This is a genomic window from Chromobacterium sphagni, from assembly GCF_001855575.1.
GTDB lineage: Bacteria > Pseudomonadota > Gammaproteobacteria > Burkholderiales > Chromobacteriaceae > Chromobacterium > Chromobacterium sphagni.
This window is the reverse complement of sequence record NZ_MKCS01000003.1, coordinates 144,489-168,159: the sequence shown is the minus strand read 5'-3', so window position 1 is coordinate 168,159 and position 23,671 is coordinate 144,489. Positions and strand designations below refer to the sequence as shown.

The 23,671-nt window shown below is 64.3% G+C and carries 18 protein-coding genes; 9 read left to right on the top strand and 9 right to left on the bottom strand.

Annotated features, from left to right (window positions below; all coding sequences use genetic code 11):
* Window positions 1–79: 79 nt before the first annotated feature.
* On the bottom strand, window positions 80–499 hold the full coding sequence (gloA2, locus tag BI347_RS19710) for an SMU1112c/YaeR family gloxylase I-like metalloprotein (protein ID WP_071114761.1): 420 nt from the start codon (window positions 497–499) through the stop codon (window positions 80–82).
* Window positions 500–688: 189 nt separating this feature from the next.
* Here gloA2 and BI347_RS19705 point away from each other — a divergent pair, with 189 nt between their 5' ends.
* From BI347_RS19705 to BI347_RS19695, 3 genes are all read left to right on the top strand, one after another.
* Window positions 689–1,420, top strand: coding sequence for a glutathione peroxidase (locus BI347_RS19705; RefSeq protein WP_071114762.1), 732 nt, complete (start codon window positions 689–691; stop codon window positions 1,418–1,420).
* 140 nt (window positions 1,421–1,560) lie between these two features.
* Window positions 1,561–2,964 (top strand): dihydrolipoyl dehydrogenase, encoded by a 1,404-nt coding sequence (locus BI347_RS19700; protein ID WP_071116838.1) that lies wholly within the window; start codon window positions 1,561–1,563, stop codon window positions 2,962–2,964.
* Window positions 2,965–3,114: 150 nt separating this feature from the next.
* On the top strand, window positions 3,115–5,415 hold the full coding sequence (locus BI347_RS19695) for a CHASE domain-containing sensor histidine kinase (protein ID WP_071116837.1): 2,301 nt from the start codon (window positions 3,115–3,117) through the stop codon (window positions 5,413–5,415).
* A gap of 52 nt (window positions 5,416–5,467) precedes the next feature.
* Here BI347_RS19695 and BI347_RS19690 read toward each other — a convergent pair whose 3' ends face one another.
* The 5 genes from BI347_RS19690 to BI347_RS19670 all read right to left on the bottom strand — a co-directional run bounded on the left by BI347_RS19690 (window position 5,468) and on the right by BI347_RS19670 (window position 12,319).
* A complete protein-coding gene (locus BI347_RS19690; RefSeq protein WP_071116836.1) occupies window positions 5,468–6,784 on the bottom strand; it encodes an MFS transporter in 1,317 nt (438 codons plus the stop codon).
* Window positions 6,785–6,852: 68 nt separating this feature from the next.
* Complete coding sequence (locus BI347_RS19685) at window positions 6,853–8,154, bottom strand: NupC/NupG family nucleoside CNT transporter (RefSeq protein ID WP_071114701.1); 1,302 nt, start codon at window positions 8,152–8,154, stop codon at window positions 6,853–6,855.
* A 197-nt stretch (window positions 8,155–8,351) separates the two neighbouring features.
* Entirely contained in the window at window positions 8,352–9,605 is a 1,254-nt protein-coding gene (locus tag BI347_RS19680; RefSeq protein WP_071114700.1) for a methyl-accepting chemotaxis protein, read from the bottom strand.
* A 111-nt stretch (window positions 9,606–9,716) separates the two neighbouring features.
* Complete coding sequence (ccoS, locus tag BI347_RS19675) at window positions 9,717–9,884, bottom strand: cbb3-type cytochrome oxidase assembly protein CcoS (RefSeq protein ID WP_071114699.1); 168 nt, start codon at window positions 9,882–9,884, stop codon at window positions 9,717–9,719.
* Window positions 9,884–12,319, bottom strand: a complete 2,436-nt coding sequence (locus BI347_RS19670) for a heavy metal translocating P-type ATPase (protein ID WP_071116835.1) — start codon at window positions 12,317–12,319, stop codon at window positions 9,884–9,886. Before BI347_RS19670 ends, ccoS begins: the two co-directional genes overlap by 1 nt.
* A 144-nt stretch (window positions 12,320–12,463) precedes the next feature.
* Between BI347_RS19670 and BI347_RS19665 the strand changes: the two genes are divergently transcribed.
* Window positions 12,464–13,456, top strand: coding sequence for an NAD(P)H-quinone oxidoreductase (locus tag BI347_RS19665; protein ID WP_071116834.1), 993 nt, complete (start codon window positions 12,464–12,466; stop codon window positions 13,454–13,456).
* Between the two features lie 88 nt (window positions 13,457–13,544).
* Here the strand turns inward: BI347_RS19665 and BI347_RS19660 are convergent, their stop codons facing one another.
* Window positions 13,545–14,861 carry an enoyl ACP reductase FabMG family protein gene (locus tag BI347_RS19660; protein ID WP_071116833.1) on the bottom strand — a complete coding sequence of 439 codons (1,317 nt, stop codon included), beginning with the start codon at window positions 14,859–14,861 and terminating at the stop codon, window positions 13,545–13,547.
* Between the two features lie 223 nt (window positions 14,862–15,084).
* The gene (locus tag BI347_RS19655; RefSeq protein ID WP_071116832.1) at window positions 15,085–15,960 is read right to left on the bottom strand and encodes a hypothetical protein; all 876 of its coding nucleotides are present in this window, start codon (window positions 15,958–15,960) and stop codon (window positions 15,085–15,087) included.
* A 192-nt stretch (window positions 15,961–16,152) separates the two neighbouring features.
* Here BI347_RS19655 and typA point away from each other — a divergent pair, with 192 nt between their 5' ends.
* Entirely contained in the window at window positions 16,153–17,970 is a 1,818-nt protein-coding gene (typA, locus tag BI347_RS19650) for a translational GTPase TypA (RefSeq protein WP_071116831.1), read from the top strand.
* A 36-nt stretch (window positions 17,971–18,006) separates the two neighbouring features.
* Here typA and BI347_RS19645 read toward each other — a convergent pair whose 3' ends face one another.
* Window positions 18,007–18,612, bottom strand: coding sequence for a hypothetical protein (locus BI347_RS19645; RefSeq protein WP_083339069.1), 606 nt, complete (start codon window positions 18,610–18,612; stop codon window positions 18,007–18,009).
* A gap of 226 nt (window positions 18,613–18,838) precedes the next feature.
* Between BI347_RS19645 and nrdD the strand changes: the two genes are divergently transcribed.
* From nrdD to BI347_RS19625, 4 genes are all read left to right on the top strand, one after another.
* Window positions 18,839–20,977, top strand: a complete 2,139-nt coding sequence (nrdD, locus tag BI347_RS19640; RefSeq protein WP_071116830.1) for an anaerobic ribonucleoside-triphosphate reductase — start codon at window positions 18,839–18,841, stop codon at window positions 20,975–20,977.
* A 7-nt stretch (window positions 20,978–20,984) separates the two neighbouring features.
* Window positions 20,985–21,449 carry an anaerobic ribonucleoside-triphosphate reductase activating protein gene (gene nrdG / locus BI347_RS19635; RefSeq protein ID WP_071113538.1) on the top strand — a complete coding sequence of 155 codons (465 nt, stop codon included), beginning with the start codon at window positions 20,985–20,987 and terminating at the stop codon, window positions 21,447–21,449.
* Between the two features lie 77 nt (window positions 21,450–21,526).
* The gene (locus BI347_RS19630) at window positions 21,527–22,300 is read left to right on the top strand and encodes a substrate-binding periplasmic protein (RefSeq protein WP_083339068.1); all 774 of its coding nucleotides are present in this window, start codon (window positions 21,527–21,529) and stop codon (window positions 22,298–22,300) included.
* Window positions 22,301–22,408: 108 nt separating this feature from the next.
* A complete protein-coding gene (locus tag BI347_RS19625) occupies window positions 22,409–23,620 on the top strand; it encodes an MFS transporter (RefSeq protein ID WP_071113565.1) in 1,212 nt (403 codons plus the stop codon).
* The last annotated feature ends 51 nt before the right edge of the window (window positions 23,621–23,671 follow it).

Below are 23,671 nucleotides of genomic sequence, written 5' to 3'. Positions count from 1 at the left end.
CGTCAGGGCGTTTGCGCGCCCGGCGCGGCGATAATTCACTATGACAGCCAATGCGGAAATATGAAGGCGATCACCGCCGTCATGGCTGTTTCTCGTCTTGCGGCTGGTTCCGGGCCGCCTGGTAAAACTCTATCGGCAGCTGGTCGGGGTCGGCGCAGAAGAAGAATCTGCCGCCGGTGTATTCGTCCAGCCTGATCGGCTCCACCGTTACGCCTTGCTCCGTCAGACGGTGGTGCGCGGCCTCGATGTCGGAACAGGCGAAAGCCAGGTGGCGCAGTCCGCAGGCTTCCGGCCTGCTCAGCCTGGCCGGCGGCTCCGGGAAACTGAACAGCTCGATCTGGCTGCCGTCGGGCAGTGCCAGGTCCAGTTTCCATGACTGTCGGTCCGCGCGCCAGTTTTCCGCCAGAACGGGCAAGGCGAGGATGCGATGGTAGAAATCGCGCGAGCGCGTGTAGTCGGAGGCGATGATGGCGAGATGGTGCAGGCCGCTGATATGCATGGTAGTTGAAGCGTGGCTGTTGCCGGATGCCGGCATTTTAACGTTGCGGGCGGCGGGCTGCCCAGCGCGTGGAAGGGTCATTAAAAAAGACAATCGAAAATCTTGTGACAATCAATTGGACGAATTTGTCATCAGCTATCAGAATTCACCCATCGATAGCAAACAACTGTTCACCTCAAGGAGATAGCCATGCTGCAAAACCGTGAAGGCCAACGCGTACCGAATGTCACTTTCCGCATCCGCGAGAACAACGAGTGGAAGAATGTGACCACCGCCGAGCTGTTCGCCGGCAAGACCATCGCGCTGTTCTCGCTGCCGGGCGCGTTCACCCCCACTTGCTCGTCCACCCACCTGCCGCGCTTCAACGAACTGGCGCCGGCATTTCGCGCCAACGGCGTCGACGCCATCCTGTGCGTGTCGGTGAACGACACCTTTGTGATGAACGAATGGGCCAAGGATCAGGAAGCCGGCAATATCGTGATGATACCTGACGGCAACGGCGAGTTCACCGAAGGCATGGGCATGCTGGTGGACAAGGCCGATCTGGGCTTCGGTAAGCGCAGCTGGCGCTACTCCATGCTGGTGAAGGACGGCGTGGTGGACAAGATGTTCGTCGAGCCGCAGGAGCCGGGCGATCCGTTCAAGGTATCCGATGCCGACACCATGCTGAACTACATCAACCCCAACGCCAAGAAGCCGGACCAGGTGGTGGTGTTCACCAAGGTGGGTTGCCCGCACTGCGCGCGCGCCAAGGCGGTATTGGCCGAAAACGGCTACGACTTCGTCGAGGTGCCGCTGGACAACAAGATCCGCGGCAAGGCGCTGGGCGCGGTGTCCGGCAAGATGACCGCCCCGCAGGTGTTCATCAACGGCCAGCTGATCGGCTCGGCCGACGAAGTGGAAAAGCGCTTCGCCAAGTAAGGTGTTCGTTTCCGGCGGCTCGGGCCCTGACGCCGCCGGTTTTTTGGGCCGGTACTCCTGCCGGCCGCCTTTTTGCCGGGATGCGGGACGCCATGCGCGGCGTGGCGTGCCGCATCCCCGCCAGATACAAGGATAATGCCATGCAAACCATTCATATCGACGTAGCCGTCATCGGCGCCGGCACCGCCGGCCTGGCCGCCTACCGCGCCGCCAAGGCGGGCGGCGCCTCCGCCATCGTGATCGAGGGAGGTCCGTACGGCACCACCTGCGCCCGAGTCGGCTGCATGCCGTCCAAGCTGCTGATCGCCGCCGCCGAAGCCGCGCATCATGCCGGCCATACCGATAAGTTCGGCGTGCATGTCGATGGGCGGATTCGCATTGATGGCCGCGAAGTGATGGCCCGGGTGCGCCGCGAGCGCGACCGCTTCGTCGGTTTCGTGGTGAAGGGGGTGGATGGCATTCCCGAGCAGGACAAACTGCGCGGCTACGCCCGCTTCATCGACAACACCACCTTGCAGGTGGACGAGCACACGCTGGTGCAAGCCAAGCGGGTGGTGATCGCCACTGGCTCGGCGCCGGTGATTCCGCCGCCGTTCAAGGCCTTCGGCGACCGTCTGATCGTCAACGACGACGTGTTCGACTGGGAAATCCTGCCGCAAAGCGTGGCGGTGTTCGGCCCCGGGGTGATCGGCCTTGAGCTGGGCCAAGCGCTCTCGCGGCTGGGTGTGCGGGTGAAGGTATTCGGCGCCCGCGGCGGCGTGGGACCGCTGAGCGACCCTGCGGTGCGCGACTATGCCCGCCAAGCGCTGGGCGAGGAATTCTATCTGGACCCCGATGCCAAGGTGCTGGAGATGGGGCAGGCAGAGGGCAAGGCGCAGATCCGTTTTGTCTCGCTGGACGGCGAGGAGGAGACCGAACAGTTCGACTACGTGCTGGCCGCCACCGGCCGCGCGCCGAATGTGCGCGGGCTGGGGCTGGAGAACACCAGCCTGCCGCTGGACCAGGCGGGCGTGCCGCTGTTCGACGCCCAGACCCTGCAATGCGGCGATGCTCCGGTGTTCATCGCAGGCGACGCCAACAACATCCTGCCGCTGCTGCACGAGGCGGCGGATGAGGGCAGGACTGCCGGCGACAACGCGGCGTCCTACCCGCAGGTGAAGGCAGGCTTGCGCCGCTCCACCATCGCGGTAGTGTTTTCCGAGCCGCAGATGATGATGGTGGGCAGCCGCTTCGCGGATCTGCCGCAGGACGGGTTCGTGGTTGGCGAGGCCAGTTTCGAGGACCAGGGCCGCAGCCGGGTGATGGGCATCAACAAGGGCTTGTTGCATGTGTATGCCGACAAGGGGAGCGGCCGTTTCCTGGGCGCGGAGATGATAGGCCCGCGCGCGGAGAATCTGGCCCATCTATTGGCCTGGAGCCATCAGCAGGGGCTGACCATTGCCCAGATGCTGCAAATGCCCTTCTACCATCCGGTGATCGAGGAGGGGCTACGCACGGCGCTGCGCGATGCCCAGGCAGGGCTTGATGCGATTGCCCTTGCATAAAAATGCACAGGAAGGCTATGAATATTCCATAGGCATTGCCTGGAGAGTTGTTTATGGCCACACGGTCCCTGCGCCGGATGGATTCCCTGTCCCGCGTCCCCCGCGCCGGTTCATCGCCAGCGTGGGGTTTTCCGTTCGTGGAGTCTTGAAATGCAAGGGAGCTGGCAGGCTCTGCTTGAGTTGGCTGTCGCGGCCGGCGTTCTGTGGCTGATATGGCGCAGTTGGCCCGGTCTGGCCGGTTGCCGCCGGGCGGTGGCGCGCCGCGAAGTGCAGGGCTTGCTGTTGCTGGTTCCGCTGGCGCTTACCTTCATCCTGGCCCGGCATTTCGACAGTGTGGAGCGCCTGTCGGCCGAGTCCAATTTCCGCCACGATGCGGCGGCGGCGGCGGAGCAGCTGGCGGCGACGATCCAGCAGGATATCGATGCGCTCGATTCGCTGGCCCTGTTCATGGGCAATGCTCCCAATATCCGCCAAGAGGACTTCTATCGCTTCGCCAAGCCGCTGGTGGCGAGGCGGCCCCTGTTCCAGGGAATAGGCTGGGCGCCGCTGTTGTTGCAATCCGGGCGCCAGGTCTATGAGGCGAAATACGGATTCATACGGGAGAAAACCGAGCCCGATGGGCGCATCGTCCGCGCGGGCACCCGGCCGGAGTACTACCCGGTTACCTTTCTCGCCCCCAGGGAGGAAAACAAGAATGTATGGGGGTTTGACATGTGGTCGGAGCCCAAACGGCGCGATGCCATACGCCGCGCGCTGGCCAGCGGCCAGCCGCGCATCAGCGAGCCGCTGATTCTGGCCCAGTTCAACGATCGCTCCGGCAGCGGGGTGTCGATGATCATTCCGGTGCAGGGCATGCGCGGCGGGGTGGTGGTCGGCGGCATCAATGCCGCTCGGCTGGCGACACGCGCCTTGCCTGGCTTGAAGGAAAAGGGAGTCAGCCTGCAACTGGAGGATGTTACCGATCCGCGGCGCTCGGTCGGCTTGGTGGCACCTGAGGAGGCGGCACCGGGCGCGGCGTCGCTGAGCCGGACGCTGGACGTGGGCGGACGGGTGTGGCGGGTCACCTTGCGGGCGCTGCCGCGCTATATCGAGGCCAATGGCAGCCATGCGGTATCGCGGCTGGTGCTGCCGGCCGGAGTGGCGTTCACGGTCTTTCTCGGCATTTATCTCAATCTGCTGATAAGGCGCAGGGAAATGGCGGAAGAACTGGCAGGCAAGAGCACCCGGGCGCTGCAGCAGAGCGAGGAACGGTTCCGGATGTTCGCCAGCATCGCGTCGGATTGGCTGTGGGAGGTGGACGCCGACGGGCGGCTCAGCTATTGCTCGGAGCATTTCAGCGAGCTGACCGGCATTCCCATGGGCAAGCTGCTGGGGCGCCGCTGGTGGCGGCCGTTGCGGTCAAGCCGCGAGAAAAACCGCTTGTTGTCGCGACTGTTGGCCGAGCGTCGGGAGATACGCGATTTCGAGTTCAGCTACCAGAAGCCTGGAGGGGGGCGCCAGTGGATAGCCATCAGCGCCTGCCCGCTGCTCGCGGCCGATGGGAGCTTGCGCGGCTATCGCGGGGTGGGGCGTGATGTGACGGAGCGCAAACGGGTGGAGCAGGAGCTGCACAGCCACCGCAATCATCTGCAGGAGCTGGTGGCGCTGCGCACCGCCGACCTGTTGCAGGCCAAGGAGGAGGCGGAGCGCGCCAATCAGGCCAAGTCCGAATTCCTCGCCAATATGTCGCATGAGCTGCGCACGCCGTTGCATGGCATCCTCAGCTTCGCCGAGATCGGCTGCGGCAAGGCGATGCAGGTGCCGGCCGTCCGGCTCAAACGTTATTTCGAGAATGTCCACGCCAGCGGAACCCGCTTGCTGGCCCTGCTGAACGATCTGTTGGACCTGGCCAAGCTGGAGTCCGGCCGGATGGTGTTGAGTCGGGAGGAGGTGGATCTGGCGGAACTGGTCCGCCAGATGACTCAGGGCGAAGAGGGCAGGATGATGGAGACCGATATCGGCCTGCGGCTGGAGCTGCCGTCGGCGCCGCTGCCGGTCTGGGCCGACCGCAAGTGCATGCAGCAGGTGCTGGCCAATCTGCTGTCCAATGCGATCAAGTTCGCCCCGCCGGGCAGCCGAATCACCGTGGAGCTGCAGCGCTTCAGTTCCACGATCACCCTGTCGGTAGCCGATCAGGGGCCTGGGGTCCCCGAGGCGGAGCTGGAGCGGATTTTCGAAAAGTTCGTGCAGAGCAGCGCCACCGCCAACGGCTCGGGAGGCACCGGGCTTGGGTTGGCGATCTGCCGGCAGATCGTGCTGGCTCACTCGGGCAGCATCTATGCGGAAAATCTGCCGGCCGGCGGAATCTGTTTCCTCGTTTCGCTGCCGGATGCGAAAAACGGCAAGGCCATAGACAAGCTGTCGCGGCTGGTAGGCGAGCGGGTGCAGGAGGCGCACGAAACCGGCGAGTGAATGGGCGAACAGGCGGAAAAACGGCAGCGTTTGCCCTCGTCGTCGTTTCCGCTCAGGCGTTGCCGCCAAACAGCGGCGCGATCCAGCTGAAGCGCTGGCGCCAGATCACCGGCGCGCGCCAGGCCAGGTGAGCGGTGGCCAGGACATTGAGCAGCGCCACCGCCAGCAGCAGCATCGAGATGCTGTCGAACCATTTGAGCATCAGCGCGCTGCCGATGGCGGCCGCCACCATGTAGAAGCCGTTGATGATGTTGTTGGCGGCCACCGCCTGCGAGCGGAACTCGTCCGGGCTGCCGGTTTGCAGCCAGGTGTACAGCGGCACGGTGAAAAAGCCGCCGAAGAAGCCCAGCAGAGTGACGTCGACAATGCTGCGCCAGCTGCTGGCGCGGGCCAGGAACTCGGTCAGCGTGGCCAGCGCGCCGTGGTGGTGGGGCATCGCGCCCAGCGCCAGGTCGCCGCCGAATACCGTCATGCCGACACTGCCCAGCAGCACGATGCCCAGTTGCAGCTTGCCGTGCGACAGTTTGGCGCACATCACCGATCCCAGGCCTATGCCGATGGAGAACAGCGCCAGCAGCAGGGTGTAGACATCGGCGTCGCCGCCTAGGTGCAGGCGGGTGAAGGTGGGCAACTGGGTAGTGTAGACCGCGCCCATCAGCCAGAACCACGAAATGCCAAGAATCGAGCAGCGCACGTCATGGATGCGCCAGGCCTGGCCCACCAGGTCCACCGAGTCCGCCAGGAAGTTCCAGGACAGTTTCAGCTGCGGAGCGCCCGGCGCCACCGCCGGCATGGCGGTGCTGCTGAAAAAACCCAGCAGCGCGGTCAGCAGCAGTGCGCCTATGATCAGTAGCGAGCCGTTGTGGGTGAATACGCTGCCCAGCAGCTGCCCCAGCAGGATGGCGAGGAAGGTGCCCATTTCGATCAGGCCGGTTCCGCCCACCAGCTCGCCCTCGCGCAGGTATTGCGGCAGCACCGAATATTTCATCGGGCCGAAGAAGGCGGAGTGGGTGCCCATCATGAACAGCGACGACAGCAACAGTCCCGCCGACTGCCACATAAAACCCGCGCCGGCCAGCAGCATGATGGCGATCTCCGCCAGCTTGATCAGCCGGGCGATGCGCGCCTTGTCGAAGCGCTCGGACAGTTTGCCGGCGCTGGCGGAAAACAGGAAGAAGGGCAGGATGAAAATGCCGGCCGCCAGATTGACCAATTGTTCCGGCGGCATGCCGGCCAGCGTCAGGCCGTGAAAGCTGATCAGCACCACGATGGCGGTTTTCAGCATATTGTCGTTGAAGGCGCCCAGGAACTGGGTGCCGAACAAGGGCAGGAAACGCCGGGTGGCGAAGAAGGAAAAGTCGGCTTTCACGGATCACCGTAGATGGAAAAGGCGGGAATCGCATGCTAGCCGATTCCCGCCTGGCTGTCAGGCCCGGATCAGAACAGCGACAGCCACAGGCCGGTGGTGGAAGCGGTCATGAAGCCGGTCATGATCGAGGCCAGCAGCGCGCGCATGCCGATCTGGGCCAGCTCTTTCTGCCTCTCCGGCGCCAGCGCCCCGATGCCGGCGACGCAGATGCCCACCGAGGAGAAGTTGGAGAAGCTGGCCAGCGCGAAGGTGGCGATCATCACGGTTTGCGGCGACAGCGTGCCGGCGGCCTTCATCTTGGCCAGGTCCAGGTAGGCGATGAACTCGTTGAGCACGATCTTCTGCCCCAGCAGGCTGCCGACGCCCAAGGTCTCGTCCCAGCCGATTCCCATCAGGAAGGCGAACACGCGGAATACCTGGCCCACCAGGTATTGCAGCGTCAGGCCGTCGAACATGCCGTGGGTGGAGACGCGGATGGAGGAGTTGACGCCCAGGAGCTCGCCCAGTCCGTCTTTTACCGCGTAGTTGGCCAGCGCGATCAGCGACACGATGGCCAGCAGGATGGTGGCCACCGCCGCCGCCATCTTCATGCCGTCCAGCGCGCCAGTGACGATGGCGCCGACGAAGTTGCCGTCCTGCTTCTCCTGCCCTTGCTTCAGCTGGCTGCACGACATCTGCTCCGGGCTGACCTCCGGGAACATGATCTTGCAGAACACTGCCGCGCCGGCCGCGTTCATGCAGGAGGCGGTGAGCAGATAGGTGGCGAACCTCGCCTGTTCAGCCAGATCCGCGCCGCCGAGGAAGGCGACATAGGCCGCCAGCACGCCGCCGGACAGTGTGGACATGCCGGCGATCATGATGCAGGCCAGTTCCGAACGGGTCATGTGCCGGATGTAGGGCCGCACCAGCAGCGGGGCCTCGGTCTGGCCCAGGAAGATGTTGGCGGCGGTGACCACGCTCTCCGGCCCGGACAGGCGCATGCTGCGCTTCATCAGCCAGGCCAGCACGGCGACGACGCGCTGCAGGATGCCGAAGTGGTACAGCAGGGCGGTGAGGGCGGAGAAGAAGATCATCACCGGCAGCACCATGAAGGCGAACAGGAAGCCCAGCTTACCGCCCGGGTTGGCCAGGTCGCCGAAGATGAAGCGGGCGCCTTCGCCGGCGAAACCCAGCACCTTGGCGAAGCCGGAGCCGAAGGCGTCGAAGCCGTGGCGTACCGCCGGCAGATAGTTGATCAGCAGAAACAGGCCGCTCTGGATGGCCAGGCCGATCAGCACGGTGCGCCAGTTGACGGCGCTGCGCTGGGTGGAAAAAGCATAGGCCACGCCGACCAGCAACAGCATGCCGGCGAGTGCTTGGATGGTATTCACGGACGCCCTTCAGGATTGGAACAGCGATGGAGGCGCATGCGCGCCCGGCGTGGCGGCCGAGTCAACGCGCGCGCCCCTGTCTGGACGCAGGCTGCGGCCAAGAAGGCGCGCGGCTGCTGGGGAGCTGTTGGCGAAAAAGAGGGCGATTATATAAGCGAAGGGTAAATTGTCAATTTCTTATTGACCACGTGGTGCGGCTAGGACGGCTTGACGCCGCCGCTGGCGTCGCGGCCCTTGACGGCCGCCAACTGCAGCTCCTGGGGGCGGGCAACGTTGCGGCGCTTGTCGTTCCGCATGGCGTCGCCGGTGTCGAAAGCCTCCAGGCCCTGGCAAAGCTTGATGGCCAGCTTGCGCAGGTCGTCCGGCGAAACCGACAGGATGCGGTTGGAGTCCAGCGCGTCCTGATTGAGCTGGATCAGGATGTCGCCGGAAGCCTTGGAAGCCTGCACCGAGGCGTTCTGCTGCAGGATGGCTTGACTGATGGCTCGCGAAGACTGGTTGATGCCGTGAATGGACAGGGTGATGTTCTCCAGTTTTTCACGCGAGGCGCCAGCGTGGGTGGCGGCGGTGTCGGCGTGCTGGTTGGACGCCTGCATCGTTTCCGCCACTTTCTTGGTTCCTTGTTGCACTTGCAGCATGATGCTCTGGATGCTGCGGGTGGCTTCCTGGGTGTTGTGCGCCAGTTTGCGCACCTCGTCCGCCACCACGGCGAAGCCGCGGCCCATTTCTCCGGCGCGGGCGGCCTCTATCGCGGCGTTCAGCGCCAGCAGGTTGGTTTGGTCGGCGATGTCCTGGATGGTCTCCAGAATATTGCCCACCTGGCCCGACGCATCGACCAGCGCCTGCACCTCCTGGGTGGATTTTTCCAGCAGCTGCGCCATTTCGGTGACGCCGTCTATCACCACCATGGTGGTGTCGCGGCTCTCCTGCATGTCGCCGCTGGCGCTGTGGGTGGAGCCGGTAATCTCTTCCAGGTGCGCCTGCAGCTGTTGCGCCTGCTCCATCATGGTGTTGATGGCGCCAAGCAGAGCTTGGCCGTGATTGGCCTGCAACAGGCTTTTCTGCAGCATGGAGCTGTAGGTGTCGGTCAGCTCCTGCGCCATCGGCATCAGCCGCACCGAAGCCCCGGCGACATCGCGGAGCGCGATGTGGGCGCGCTCCAATAGCCGGTTCAGTTTGCCAATGGCATGGCGCAGCGGGGTATTTTCAGCCGGCAGAGGCAGGGGCTGGCCAAGATGGATGGGCGTGTCGGCCAGCAGCTGGTCCAGGTGCCGCTCGATGTCCTGCAGCGGCTTCATCAGGCTGCGGTGGTGCAGCCATTGGTTGAGGGCGAGGGCGAGGATGCCGCTGACGCAGCCGCTGAGCAGCAGGGCGAAGCTGGAGGCCTGGGCTTGGCTGAACGCCAGCGCGGACAGGATGCAGACGGACATCGAGATCAAGAATGTGCGCATGGGGCTCGCTCAATAGGCTAAGTAGTAACACGTAGACTGGTTATAGGCAGTAATTCGTCTGCACAAAAGCCGCATTCTACGATTGCGAACGCGGCCCTTTTTTCCCCTTGTCTACTCTTCTTTCTCCTCCTGGCGGGGCGAGTCGTCGTCCATCAGGATGCGGTGCGCCGGGCCTTCCATATCGTCGAACTGGCCGGAGCGGGTGGCCCACCAGAAAATGGCGCCGATGACGAAGGCTAGCACCAGACTGAGGGGGATGAGCAGGTAGAGGCTTTCCATCAGTTCTTCCGTTTGACGAGGCGCAGCGCGTTGCCCACCACCAGCAGCGAGCTGAGCGCCATGCCCAGGCTGGCGAGCCAGGGCGTGACGTGGCCGAGGATGGCCAGCGGCAGCGCCACCAGATTATAAGCCGCCGCCCAGCACAGATTCTGCCTTATCACCGCCAAGGTGCGGCGGCTGACGCCTATGGCCGCGTCTATCAGACCAAGCTGGTCCGCGATCAACACCATGTCGCCGCTGGCGCGCGCCACGTCGGTGCCGCCGCCCATGGCGATGGAGACGTCGGCGCGCGCCAATACCGGCGCGTCGTTTATGCCGTCGCCGACCATCAGCACCCGTTTGTCCTGCGCCTGCAGCGCGCCGACGTAAGCAAGCTTGTCTTCCGGCGCGGCGCGGGCGCGGCGCCGCTTTATGCCCAGCTCCTGCGCCAGACCGGCGACGGCGCTGTCGCCATCGCCGCTGAGCAGATGCACCGTCAGGCCTTGTTGCCGCAGTTGCGCGATCAGCGCGGCGGCCTCCGCGCGGACGGCGTCGCCGATGGCGAAGCGCGCCTGCACGCCGTCGGCGTTGGCCAGCAGCACCTGGCTGCTGCCGGCATGCCAATCCTGTTCATCGCTCACGGGCTGACCCAGCCAGGCGGAGATGAAGGGCGCGGAGCCCAGCCGCCATTCGCGTCCGTCCAGCATGCCAGCCACGCCATGGCCGGGATGGTTGAGCAGCGATTCAGCCCGTGGCGCAGTTGTGTCCTTGGCCGCTTGCAGCAGCGCCTGCGCCAGCGGGTGTTCCGATCCCTGCTCCAGCGCGGCAGCCAGCGCCAAGGCGGGTTCGCGGCCCAGGCTGCCTGGGGCCGCGATATCCAGCAGCCGCATTTGGCCGTGGGTGAGGGTGCCGGTCTTGTCGAATACCACGTCGGTGACTTTTGCCAGTGTTTCCAGCGCGTGGCCGCGGGTGGTGAGCACGCCCAGGCTGGCCAGATGGCCGCTGGCGGCGGTGAGCGCAGCCGGGGTGGCCAGCGACAGCGCGCAGGGACAGGAGATCACCAGCACCGCCACCATGACCCACAGCGCGCGCTCCGGTTCGATGAAATGCCAGCCGATATAGCTAGCGGCGGCGGCGATCAGCAGCAGCGCCACGAACCAGCTGGCGAAGCGGTCCGCCGCCACCGCCAGCCTGGGTTTCTCCGCCAGCGCCCGGTCCAACAGGCGGACGATGCCGGCCAGCCGGGTGGATTCGCCAACCTGATCCACCCGCAAGATCAATGGGCTGGCGGTGTTGACGCTGCCGGCGATGACGGCGGCGCCCGGGCTTTTGCCTATCGGCCGGCTTTCGCCGGTGAGCAGCGCTTCGTCGCTGGCGCTGCGGCCGTCCAGTACCGTGCCGTCTACCGGTATGGTTTCGCCGGCTTTGACCAGAATCACGTCGCCGGGGCACAGGCTGGCGACGGTGGCCTCGCGGCTATCGCGGCTGGCGGGCCAGCCTGCCAGCCGGTGGGCGAAGGCCGGCACCAGTCTGACCAGGCTCTCGCTGGCGGCGCCGGCCTTGCGGCGGGCGATGGATTCCAGATAGCGGCCGCCCAGCAGCAGGAACACGAACATCGACACCGAATCGAAATAGATGCCGTGCTCGTATTTGTGGAGCAGCGCCCAGAGGCTGGCGAAGAATGCCGTGAGTATGCCGATGGTGACCGGTGTGTCCATGCCGACGCGGCCGGTTTTCAGGTCGCGCCAGGTGGCGCGGTAAAACGGCAAGGCCGAGTACAGCAGCACCGGCAGCGTGAGGATGAAGCTGGCCCAGTGCAGCAGCCACAGCAGGTCGGGCGCGATGTCGCCGTCCGGCGCCAGGTATACCGGCACCGCGTACATCATCACCTGCATCATCGATAAGCCGGCCACCCACAGCCGGCCCAGCGCCTGTTTGCGCTCTTTCTGCTGCAAGGCTTCCTGGCGCTCGGCGTCGTAGGGGTGGGCGCGATAGCCGATGGCGGCCACCGCCTCCAGAATGGCGGACAGCTGGATTTTGCCGTTGTCCCAACGCACGCGGGCGCGCTGGGTGCTGTAATTGATGTCCACTGCCACCACGCCCGGCAACTGGCGCAGATGCTGCTCGTTGAGCCAGATGCAGGCGGCGCAGCTGATGCCTTCCAGCATCAGCGCGGCTTCGCGTACCTGATTCTGGTCGATATGGACGAAACTGCGCTGCAATTCGTCGGAATCGTACAGCCGGATCTGTTCCAGCAGGTTCTGCGGCAGCGCTTCGGCGCGGGCCGAATCCTGGGTGCGGTGCTGGTAGTAGTCCGACAGGCCGGAATCGATGATGGTGACGGCCACCGCCTGGCAACCGGCGCAGCAGGCCGCCTCCTCGCGCTGGCGGTAGCGGATGGGGAAGTGGGAGCCCGCCGGAACCGGCAGGCCGCAGTGGAAACAGTTCTCGCTCATGACGGGGCATTGTAATCAAAGCCGGCCGCCATTGCTTGATCCAGCTCATGGCATATGTCGCCGTACTCGATTATTTCGCGTAGAGGCTTGGACTGGCGGAGACTGGCCGCATTTGTCGGATATCAAACACGGAAGGGAATCGCGATGAAAATGCAGGCGGTGGCGCAGCAGGCGCCGGGCGGCGTGGAAACGATGGAGTTGGTCGAGCGGGATCGGCCGCAGGCGGTGCCTGGCAAGCTTCTGGTGCGGGTGATGGCGGCGGGGGTTAATCGCGCCGATCTGATGCAGCGCGAGGGGCGTTATGCGCCGCCGCCGGGCGCCAGTCCGCTGATGGGGCTGGAGGTGGCCGGCGTGGTGGAGGAGGTGGCCGGCGAGTCGAACTTTCAGCCGGGCGACGCGGTGTTCGGCCTGCTGGAGGGCGGCGGCTATGCCGAATATGCGCTGATGGACGAGGCGCTTGCCATTGTCAAGCCGGACCCTTTGTCCTGGGTGGAGGCGGCCAGCCTGCCGGAGGCGTGGATGACGGCCTGGTTCAATCTGGCGGAAAAGGCCGGCGTCAGGGCCGGCGACAATGTGCTGGTGCATGCCGGCGCCAGCGGCGTCGGCGTGGCGGCCATCCAGGTGGCCGGTTTGCTTGGCGCGCAGGCCTTCGCCAGCGCCGGCAGCGCGGACAAGCTGGCCTTCTGCCGTGAATTGGGCGCGGCGCAGGTGTTCAACTACCGTCAAGCGCCGGCCTTCGGCGAGCTGGTGAAAAGCTGGGGCGGGGCGGACGCGGTGCTGGACCCGGTGGGCGCCAGCTACCTGGCGGAAAACCTGCAGGCGCTGAATCCGGATGGCCGGCTGGTGAATATCGGTTTGATGGGCGGGCTGAAGGCCGAACTGGATTTCGGTCGCTTGCTGATGAAGCGCATCAGCGTGATCGGCTCCACCTTGCGGCCGCAGCCGCTGGAAACCAAGGCGCGGCTGGCGGCGGCGCTGCGCGAACGCATCCTGCCGGGCATCCTGGATGGCCGTCTGCGCACGGTGGTGGACTGCAGCTTCCCGTGGAGCCAGGTGCAGGACGCCCACCAATACATCGCCGACAGCCGCAACCTGGGCAAGGTGGTGTTGACCATGTTCCCGCTGCAGGCGGGGTAGGCTGTCGGGCGGGCGCGGGACGAAAACAGGGCGCTCCGGTTCGAGGCGCCCTGTCGCTCATCGCCTGCCGGCCAAGGGCCGGCGAGGCTCAGTTGTGCATTCGGCCCAGCTGGCGGGCGATGATGTCGTGATTGAGCCACAGCACCGGTCCGGCGGGTTGCGATGCCTCGTGGAACATCAGCGGCCCGGTCGCCTCGATCACCAGCGTGCTGAGGTGGTCGGTGATCAATGCTTTTCTGTCCTGATGCATCTCGGTGAGCTCGTCCGAGGTCCCTATCATCACCTCGGCCAGTTCCGCGCTGTTCGGCATCGGCCAGGCGTCGAACCGGCGGAAGCCCTGCATCACCGCGCCGTCGTTGAGCGCGTCGATCTTGTCCAGCAGCGCTTCCAGCGAGCAGCCGTCCTTCAGCAACTGGCTGCAGGTTTGCCATTGGCTGTCGGTCCAGGCGCCGGCGGCTTCCTTCTTCAGCGCGCGCAGCAGCGCGAACAGCGGCAGCTCGACGCCGACGAAGATGTCGGACGAATTGGTGCGAATTTCCGGGCAGTTAAACACCGTGGCCTTGACGCCTTGCTCCCAGGCCGCCTGCGCCACCTTCTCCAGCCGCATCTTGGCGTAGCCCTGAGTGTAGTTGGTGTAGGTCTGCCATTGATAGCGGCCGTCGATCAGGATTTCGGTGCCGTGGTAGCCGTAGGCGGTGTAGCGGACCTGGCCGCCGCTGGCCTCCAGGCGCCGGCGCAGCGCCGCGCTGCCGTCTATCAGGTGCTGGAAGGTGTTGGCGGTGACTTCGTCGAAGTTCTGCAGGATCAGCTTGCCCAGATCGCTGTCCAGCAACGCCTGCGAGGACATGAAGCGATCGCCGCGGCCCTTGTAGACGCGGTTGGCGATGGCCAGGAACACCTTGACCTTGGGAATGCCGCCGGCCATGGTGTGGGCGAAGAACACGTTGCGGCCGTCGGTGATCATGCCGTCCAGCCGGGCCATCACTTCGGCCACGCCGGACTTGAAGCGCTGGACGCCGGCTTGGCGGCATTTCTCGATATGGGCCCAGTCCAGCTTGTCCTCTTGCCAGCCTTTCAGGGTCAGGCCGCTCAACAGTTCGGTCGGGGTCGGCTCGCCGGCGGGGGCGTCCAGTTCGAAGCCTGCCATCAGCGGCACGTTGATGATGCGGCCGCCAAGATTGGCTTCGGCGGCGGCCAGCTCTTCGTCGTTCAGCGGGCGCAGCCGGTTGTTTTCGTCGCGGCGGCCGACCGTGATGCCGATGATCTCCATGCCGGCCTGGCGGGCTTCGTTGACCAGGCCGTTGGCGTAGCCGCGGCCGAACAGTTCGCCAAACAGGACGAATACGTCGCCGGGGCCGAAAATATTGCTTTGCGGAAGCTGTCTCAGGGCAGGGGCTTGGGACATAGTGCGTTCTCCATGGTTTTGTCGGCCGTCGACCGGTTTCGATCTTGCGGCCGCATGATGGGGATGGGGCGCTCGCGGCGCGCAGGCTTGCCTGGGCGGAGTGTGCGCGCGGCGCGTGAATTTTGGAGCGATTGCTCGTGTTCGGCGTGCATCATACCAGTGATCGTCCGCGCCGGGTCGCGGCAAGGCCTTGTGGCCGCGGCCGGACGCGCTGCGTCTCGAATCAGGCGGATTGCAGCGGCGACAGCGCCTCGATCAGCGCCACTTCCTGCGCGTAGCTCAGGCTCTTCATCTTGGCTAGCAGCGCCTCGCCGTCCAACTGGTATTGTTGGTCCAGCTCGTCTTCGATGATGCGGGCCTCCACCGCCAGCCACACGCCGCGGCAGGAGGCGGCGCTGTCGAAGTGCACGCTGCCGATCACGCCGGCGATCAGCCTCAGCTCGTCGTCGCTGAACAGCCGGGACAGCACCGCCTGCTCGCGGCGCACGATTTCGGCGTAGCGGTCGCAGATCTGCATCACCCGCGCCTGGTCGCCGTAGTGGGTCGGTTCGTCCTGCGGCGCCGCCAGCTCTCCATGCTGGAACCAGGCCTCGATCAGCGGGCGCAGCAGCGGCAGATCTTCGTGCCAGACGCGGGCGAGTTCGTCGCGGAAGGCGGCCTGGTCGGTGAAGGACAGCTCGTCGAAGGGCATCGCGGGCAGCACGCCTTCATCCAGCGTGCGTTTGCCTATCCAGATGCGGTCTTCTTCGTCCAGTTTCACCTCGCCGCGCCATACCGCCTGTTCCTCGGTTGCGAGGTTGTCGACGTGCAGTTCCACATACGGCACGGCCGGGTCCTTGCCTTCGTCTTCGCCGACAAAGCGCAGCGTGATGTCGAACAGGCCGTGCTTGAACACTTCCAGCAGTTGCAAGCCGTCGGCGTGGCCGGCCAGGATGTAGCGGATGGCGTCTTCATATACCGCCACCTGGTCCGGCGCGTCGGCGGTGTGGATCAGTTTGGCTTGCAGCGGTTCGGCCAGCAGGTTGGCGTCGTTGTGGTGAATGTCGTAACCGGTGCGGTAGGCTTCGCGTTCATGCCAGAGTGCGTTCCAGTCGTACATGTTTTGTGTTCCTTGTTGCCAGATGGCTGGCAGTGTAATGGCAATTTGCTCTTTCGACGAATTTGCCGCGGGCCGGCCGGCGTTAACGGTAAAATTACGAAACTGTAATCTGTTTTTACCGAAATTTTCTTGGTGCTTGGCTATCATGCTATAATCTTTCGATTTTTCTGTTTCCAGATAGCCGCCTGAGACATGACCCGACAAATTCGTAACATCGCCATCATCGCCCACGTTGACCACGGTAAGACCACCCTGGTTGACCAACTGCTGCGCCAATCCGGCACCTTCCGCGAAAACCAGCAGGTAGACGAGCGCGTAATGGACAGCAACGATCTTGAAAAAGAGCGTGGCATTACCATTCTCGCCAAAAACACCGCCATCGAATATGAAGGCGTGCACATCAACATCGTCGACACTCCGGGACACGCCGACTTCGGCGGCGAAGTAGAGCGCGTGCTGGGCATGGTGGATGGCGTGCTGCTGCTGGTGGATGCCGTTGAAGGCCCGATGCCGCAGACCCGCTTTGTGACCAAAAAGGCGCTGGCTTTGGGCCTGCGTCCGATCGTGGTCATCAACAAGGTTGACCGTCCGGGCGCGCGTCCGGATTGGGTGGTGGACCAGACCTTCGACTTGTTCGACAAGCTGGGCGCCACCGACGAACAGCTGGATTTCCCGATCATTTACGCTTCCGGCCTGAACGGTTTCGCCAAGTTGGAGCTGGAAGAAGAGTCCGACAATATGCGTCCGCTGTTCGAGACCGTGCTCAAGCACGTCCCGACTCCTCCGGGCGACGCCGACGCGCCGCTGCAGCTGCAGATCTCCGCGCTGGACTACTCCACCTATACCGGCCGCCTGGGCGTGGGCCGCGTGCTGAACGGCCGCATCAAGCCGGGCCAGCAGGTGGTGGTGATGAACCACGAAGAGCAGGTGGCTTCCGGCCGCATCAACCAGGTGCTGGGTTACCAGGGTCTGGACCGCGTTCCGGTTGAAGGCGCTGAGGCGGGTGACATCATCATCATTTCCGGCCTGGACGACATCGGCATCGGCGTGACCATCTGCGACAAGGAGCAGCCGGTAGGCCTGCCGGTGCTGGGCGTGGACGAACCGACCCTGACCATGGACTTCATGGTGAACTCGTCGCCGCTGGCCGGCACCGAAGGCAAGTTCGTCACCTCGCGCCAGATTCGCGACCGCCTGACCAAAGAGCTGCTGACCAACGTCGCGCTGCGCGTGGAAGACACCGGCGACTCCGACGTGTTCCGCGTGTCGGGCCGCGGCGAGCTGCACCTGACCATTTTGCTGGAAAACATGCGTCGCGAAGGCTTTGAAATGGCCGTCGCCAAGCCGCGCGTGGTTTACAAGGAAATCAACGGCCAGAAGTGCGAGCCGTATGAAAACCTGTCCATCGACCTGGAAGACGACCACCAGGGCGGCGTGATGGAAGAAATCGGCCGCCGTCGCGGCGAGCTGACCAATATGGAATCGGACGGCATGGGCCGTACCCGCCTGGAATACCACATTCCGGCGCGCGGCCTGATCGGCTTCCAGTCCGACTTCATGACCATGACCCGCGGCACCGGCCTGATGAGCCACGTGTTCGACGACTACGCTCCGGTTAAGCCGGACATGCCGGGTCGCCACAACGGCGTGCTGATCTCGCAGGAAAACGGCGAAGCCGTGGCCTACGCGCTGTGGAAGCTGGAAGACCGCGGCCGCATGTTCGTTGCGCCGGGCGAAAAGCTGTATGAAGGCATGATCATCGGCATCCACAGCCGCGACAACGACCTGGTGGTGAACCCGGTCAAGGGCAAGCAGCTGACCAACGTCCGCGCCTCCGGCACCGACGAGGCGGTTCGCCTGACCACTCCGATCAAGCTGACGCTGGAATCGGCGGTCGAGTTCATCGACGACGACGAACTGGTGGAAATCACTCCGAAATCCATCCGCATCCGCAAGCGCTACCTGCAGGAAAACGAGCGTCGCCGCATGTCCAAGGCTGAAAGCAACTAAGGCTTTTGCCCTGCCGGCGGCTTGCGCCTCCGGTCGTCAAAACACCCCGCAGCCTGAATGGCTGGCGGGGTGTTTTATTTGGCGGACTCGGGCGTTCAGGGCGGCGTCCAGCTGTTCGAACAACTGCTGATAGGCGGCGTGGTCGCTGTCCAGCATGGTTCGAGAATTGCCGCTGCTGTCCCAGACCGTTTGCTCGATCCGGGCGCGCAGCAACACGTCGTGCGGCTGGCTGCCCGGGCGCAGCGAGAGCAGCAGGGCGGTGCTCTGGTGGTCGGGCTTGGCCGGCAGCGGCACCTTTATCTTCAGCACCCCGCGCAGCACCTGGCGCGCGTGGCTGACCAGGGGTTCGTTTTTTTTCGCCTGGATCAGGCCGTAGTCGGCATCCACTTCCACCCTGGTATAGCCCAGCTTCTGCAGCGCCTGCCGCGCGGCCTGCAGCACGGCGGGCAGGCTGGCTCCGCTCAGCTGCCGGTCGCGGGCCTGCAGATAGGCGTTCATTTCCTCCTCGCTGGGCTCCGCCCTGAGCTGGGTGGAGCTATAGCGCAGGAGGCGGCCGCCCTGGCCTGTGACTTGCTCGTTGTCGTCGGTCAGCGCGGCGGCGCCGAGCGCCAGCAGGATGATGCCCAGTAAAAGGAAACGCATGGTCCGGACCTTTTAAATGACCATGGTATTCAATCTGGCAGCTTGCCGATGACGCCCGTGTTTCCAAATGTCCGCGCCAGGCTGCTTGGCGTCGTTGCCACCATATATTGATTAATGCCAAGAATTTCCCCTCTATTTTGTGTGATAGTCGACGCAACAGTAGGCGGGGCGCGCTTGCGCAGGCGCTTCGCCGCAGTGATGGAAAATCGGGGGGGGGGGGTAACGGATGTTGCAAGTGAGCAAGCGGGACGGAGCGGTGGTGGGGTTCGATATCGGCAAGATCGCCAACGCCTGCGAACGGGCGGCGCGGGCGGCCGGGCATGCTGAGCCGGCGCGCCTGGCGCTGGAGACGGCTGCGCGGGTGGAGCGGCAGTGCAAGGCGTTGGCGGTGGAGGGGCGGCTCAGCATTCCCGCCATTCAGCGGCAGGTGGAGGATGCGTTGATGCATGACCATCCGCAAGTGGCGAGGGTCTACATACAGTATCGCCACCACCGCGACACCATCCGCGCGCAAGGCTCGGAACTGCATGCCAAATTGATGGGGCTGGTGAGCAAGACCGACGAAGAGGCGACCACCGAGAACGCCAACAAGGACGCCAATGTCTTTCCGGTAATGCGCGACCTGATGGCCGGCATCGTGTCCAAGCAGTTCGCCAGCACCTTTTTGCCCAAGGACATCCTGGAAGCGCACAACCGCGGCGACATCCATTTCCACGACCTGGATTACTCTCCCTTCCTGCCGTTTACCAATTGCTGCCTGGTTGACCTGAAAGGCATGCTGGAGCAGGGCTTCCGTCTGGGCAACGCGCAAATTGAAAGTCCGCGCTCGATAGGGGTGGCCTGCGCCGTCACCGCGCAGATCATCGCCCAGGTAGCCAGCCACCAGTATGGCGGCACCACCATCCCCAACATCGACCAGACGCTGGCGCCCTATGTGTTGAAAAGCTATCGCAAGAACCTGGACGTGGCGCAGGAGTACGGCATCGCCGATACGGAACGCTATGCCCGCGAGCGCACAGAGAAAGAGACCTACGACGGCATCCAGGCTTGCGAATACGAGATCAATACTCTGTTCAGCTCCAACGGCCAGCAGCCGTTTGTCACTTTTTCCTTCGGCATGGGCCTGGCCTGGGAGGCGCGCATCATCCAGCAGGCCATTCTGAAGGTGCGCATCAGGGGCTTGGGCAAGGAGGGCATCACGCCGGTGTTTCCCAAGCTGGTGATGTTTATCGACGAAGGCGTCAATCTCAAGCCGCAAGACCCGAATTACGACATCAAGCAGCTGGCGTTGGAGTGCACCTCCAAGCGCATGTATCCGGACATCATCTCGGCCGGGCTGAACCGGCGGATTACCGGCTCCAGCGTGCCGGTGTCGCCGATGGGTTGCCGCAGCTTCCTGTCCGCATGGCGCGACGAGCAGGGGCGGGAGGTGCTGGATGGGCGCAATAATCTGGGCGTGGTCAGTCTGAACCTGCCGCGCATCGCCATCGAGGCCAATGGCGATGTGGCCGTTTTTTGGCGCGCGCTGAATGAGAGGCTGCAACTGTGCCTGCGCGCATTGATGCTGCGCATCGGCCGGCTGGAGGGCGTGAAGGCCAATGTGGCGCCCATTTTGTATACCGAGGGCGCTTTCGGCATGCGGCTGCGGCCGGACGAGGATGTCATGGGGCTGTTCCGCGGCGGCCGGGCTTCCATATCGCTGGGCTATATCGGTCTGCACGAAGTGGGCGTGCTGCTGTTTGGCAAGCATCCGGCCGACAGCGCCGAAGCGCGGGACTTCCTGCGCAGCGTGGTGGCGCGGATGGGCGAGGCGGCGGCGGAGTGGCGGCGGGAGACCGGTTTTGGCTTCTCCCTGTACTCCACGCCCAGCGAATCCTTGTGCCACCGTTTTTGCAAGCTGGACCGCGAGTACTTTGGCGTGATCGCCGAGGTGACCGACAAGGGTTACTACACCAACTCCTTCCACCTGGACGTGTTCCGCAAGGTGGACCCGTTCCAGAAGATAGACTTCGAGTCTGGCTATGCCGAGCTGGCCAGCGGCGGCCACATCAGCTATGTGGAGCTGCCCAATATGAAGCATAACCTGCAGGCGCTGGAGCGGATCTGGGACTACGCGCTGGAGCGGGTGCCTTACTTCGGCAGCAATACGCCGGTCGACTCTTGCGGCCAGTGCGGTTTCATGGGCGAGGCGCTGGCCACCGCCGACGGCTTCAGTTGCCCGCAATGCGGCAACCGCGACGGCGCGTCGCTGTCGGTGACACGCCGGGTGTGCGGTTACCTGGGCAGTCCCAATGCCCGGCCGTTCAATGCCGGCAAGCAGAAGGAGGTGATGCGCCGGGTCAAGCATTTCGGCGGCGAGCATTGAGCGCGACATGAACTACGAGCGCTACTACACTTGCGACCTAGTGAATGGCGAAGGCGTGCGGGTAAGCTTGTTCGTCACCGGTTGCCTGCATGCCTGCGAAGGCTGCCATAACCGGTCGACCTGGGACCGAAAGGCCGGCCGGCCATTTACCGCCGCGGCGCGGGAGGCGTTGCTGGAGCGTTGCGCCGACCGCGACGGCCTCAGCCTGTCCGGCGGCGATCCGTTGCACCCGGCCAATCGCGACGAGATTCTGGCGCTGTGCCGGCTGTTCAAACAACGCTATCCGGACAAGAACATCTGGTTGTGGACCGGCTATCTGTTCGAGGAGGTGCGCTCGTTGCCGGTGATGCAGTATCTGGACGTGGTGATCGACGGCCGCTACCGCCGGGATTTGCCGACCAGCAAGCCCTGGCGCGGATCGGACAACCAGCGGCTGATCCGTCTGGGCGGGCCGGTTCCCGTCATCGGCTGACCGCGGTCCCGATCGCTGGCGGGGAGGGGATGGAAAGACTAGGCTGGATGCAGTGATCGAGCCGGGCGGAGGTTGGGATGCGCTGGTTTTGGCGGATGGTCTGCTGCCTGGGGTGGGCATTGCTGCCGGCTTGGGCGGCGGCGGACGAGGTGGCGCTGGCCAATGGCGAGTGGGCGCCCTATCTATCCGCGCGCCTGCCGCATCAGGGTTTCGCATCCCATATTGTCAGCGAGGCGTTCCGGCTGGCCGGCTTGCGCGTGGCCTATCATTTTTATCCCTGGGCGCGGGCGGAGGCGATGGTGCGCAGCGGCGAAGTCGCCGGTTCGGTGGTGTGGTCGATGACTCCCGAGCGGCAGACGTTCGCGCTGTTCAGCGACCCGGTGGTCACCGATGAAGAGGTGGTGTTTCATCTTGCGACCAGGCGGATGCGGGCTGATCGGGTGGAGGATTTCTATGGCCTGAGCATGGCCACGCCCAATGGCTCGCGCCTGGGTGTCTGGCAGGAGGCCATCGATGCCGGCCTGATCCGCAATTATGTCACCACCGACATTCAGTCCGGCATGCGGCAGCTGCTGCTGGGACGTCTGGATTTCTTCCCGCTGACCCGCTCGGTGGGGCTGGCCGAGTTGCGCCAGTACTTCACTCCCAGGGAGCGGGCCGCCATCGTTGCCGCGCCGCATGTGTTCGCGCGGGTGGATTATCGGCTGATGCTCAGCCGCAGGCAACCCGGCGCGGCGCAGTTGCTTGTGCGTTTCAATCAGGGCCTGGCGCGCCTGCGGGCCAGCGGCCAGTATGCCCGGCTGGAAAGGGACTTCCTCGCCGGCGGGTATGACCAGCCGCGGCCGCCCTGAGTTCAGGGCTAACTTGTTGCAAATTCTGTCCGCTGCTTCCTGTTGCGTGAAACTCAATTATCATGAATTGAGAATCATCAAAAAACAATGATCGCGGAGGAGAAGGCAATGGCCTGGACTAAGGAGCAGAAGCAGACGGTGTTGGCCTGCTATCTGGGCTGGACGCTGGATGCGTTCGATTTCTTCCTGATGGTGTTCGTGTTGAAGGACATCGCCAGGGAATTCGGCACCGATATCGAAGCCGTGAGCTGGGCCACCATGCTCACGCTGGCCGCCAGGCCGATAGGCGCGCTGATATTCGGCCGGCTGGCCGACCGTTATGGCCGCCGCCCGGTGCTGATGGCCAATATCGTGATGTATTCGGTGCTGGGCTTCGCCTCGGCGTTTTCGCCCAACCTGATGGTGCTGCTGATTCTGCGCACCCTGTTCGGGGTGGCGATGGGAGGCGAATGGGGAGTGGGGTCGTCGCTGACCATGGAAAGCATTCCCAAGGAGTCGCGCGGTTTCGTTTCCGGCTTGCTGCAGGCCGGCTATCCCAGCGGCTATCTGCTGGCGACGCTGGCCTTCGGCCAGTTGTTCGAGCATGTGGGCTGGCGCGGCATGTTCATGCTCAGCCTGCTGCCGGCGCTGCTTACGCTGTATATCCGCCGCAACGTGCCGGAAAGCCCCAGTTGGGAGGCTGCGCGCCATCAGGAGAAGCCAAGCCTGTTTGCCACCATTTGCGCGCAGTGGCGCTTGTCGTTGTACGCCATCATCCTGATGACCTGCTTCAACTTCTTTTCCCATGGCACGCAGGACTTGTATCCCACCTTCCTGCGCGTGCAGCACAAATTTGACCCGCACACCGTGCAGGCCATCGCCCTTTGCCTGAATGTCGGCGCCATTATCGGTGGCCTGACGATTGGTGGCTTGTCCGAGCGGATTGGCCGCCGCAACGCCATCACCCTGGCGGCTTTGTTCGCCTTGCCGGTGTTGCCGCTATGGGCGTTTTCTTCCACTCCGATGGCGCTGGCCGCAGGCGCCTTCCTGATGCAGATCGCGGTGCAGGGCGCCTGGGGCGTGATTCCCGCCCACCTTAACGAAATCTCGCCGATGGCTGTGCGCGCCACCTTTCCCGGCTTGGTCTACCAGCTGGGCAACCTGCTGGCCTCGGTCAACAGCCCGATGCAGGCGCACATGGCCAAGCTGAACGGCGGCGACTACGGCATGGCGATGGCGACGGTGGCCGGCGTCGTGGCGATTGCGATTGCGGTGCTGATCCGTTTCAGCCGCGAGCGGAGAGGGGAGCCGATGGAGGTGATGGAGCCGGCGCCGCATTGATCGGGACATGACTTGCCAATGAAAACCGGCGGCGAAGTTTGCCGCCGGTTT

Bases quoted from the DNA above. Each gene is read 5' to 3' on its own strand.
- BI347_RS19655 (WP_071116832.1), bottom strand. From the start codon at position 15,960: ATGTACGACTGGAACGCACTCTGGCATGAACGCGAAGCCTACCGCACC.
- BI347_RS19665 (WP_071116834.1), top strand. From the start codon at position 12,464: ATGAAAATGCAGGCGGTGGCGCAGCAGGCGCCGGGCGGCGTGGAAACG.
- BI347_RS19705 (WP_071114762.1), top strand. From the start codon at position 689: ATGCTGCAAAACCGTGAAGGCCAACGCGTACCGAATGTCACTTTCCGC.
- BI347_RS19670 (WP_071116835.1), bottom strand. From the start codon at position 12,319: ATGAGCGAGAACTGTTTCCACTGCGGCCTGCCGGTTCCGGCGGGCTCC.
- BI347_RS19695 (WP_071116837.1), top strand. From the start codon at position 3,115: ATGCAAGGGAGCTGGCAGGCTCTGCTTGAGTTGGCTGTCGCGGCCGGC.
- BI347_RS19630 (WP_083339068.1), top strand. From the start codon at position 21,527: ATGCGCTGGTTTTGGCGGATGGTCTGCTGCCTGGGGTGGGCATTGCTG.
- BI347_RS19645 (WP_083339069.1), bottom strand. From the start codon at position 18,612: ATGCGTTTCCTTTTACTGGGCATCATCCTGCTGGCGCTCGGCGCCGCC.
- BI347_RS19680 (WP_071114700.1), bottom strand. From the start codon at position 9,605: ATGCGCACATTCTTGATCTCGATGTCCGTCTGCATCCTGTCCGCGCTG.
- BI347_RS19660 (WP_071116833.1), bottom strand. From the start codon at position 14,861: ATGTCCCAAGCCCCTGCCCTGAGACAGCTTCCGCAAAGCAATATTTTC.
- nrdD (WP_071116830.1), top strand. From the start codon at position 18,839: ATGTTGCAAGTGAGCAAGCGGGACGGAGCGGTGGTGGGGTTCGATATC.
- BI347_RS19625 (WP_071113565.1), top strand. From the start codon at position 22,409: ATGGCCTGGACTAAGGAGCAGAAGCAGACGGTGTTGGCCTGCTATCTG.
- nrdG (WP_071113538.1), top strand. From the start codon at position 20,985: ATGAACTACGAGCGCTACTACACTTGCGACCTAGTGAATGGCGAAGGC.
- ccoS (WP_071114699.1), bottom strand. From the start codon at position 9,884: ATGGAAAGCCTCTACCTGCTCATCCCCCTCAGTCTGGTGCTAGCCTTC.
- typA (WP_071116831.1), top strand. From the start codon at position 16,153: ATGACCCGACAAATTCGTAACATCGCCATCATCGCCCACGTTGACCAC.
- BI347_RS19700 (WP_071116838.1), top strand. From the start codon at position 1,561: ATGCAAACCATTCATATCGACGTAGCCGTCATCGGCGCCGGCACCGCC.
- gloA2 (WP_071114761.1), bottom strand. From the start codon at position 499: ATGCATATCAGCGGCCTGCACCATCTCGCCATCATCGCCTCCGACTAC.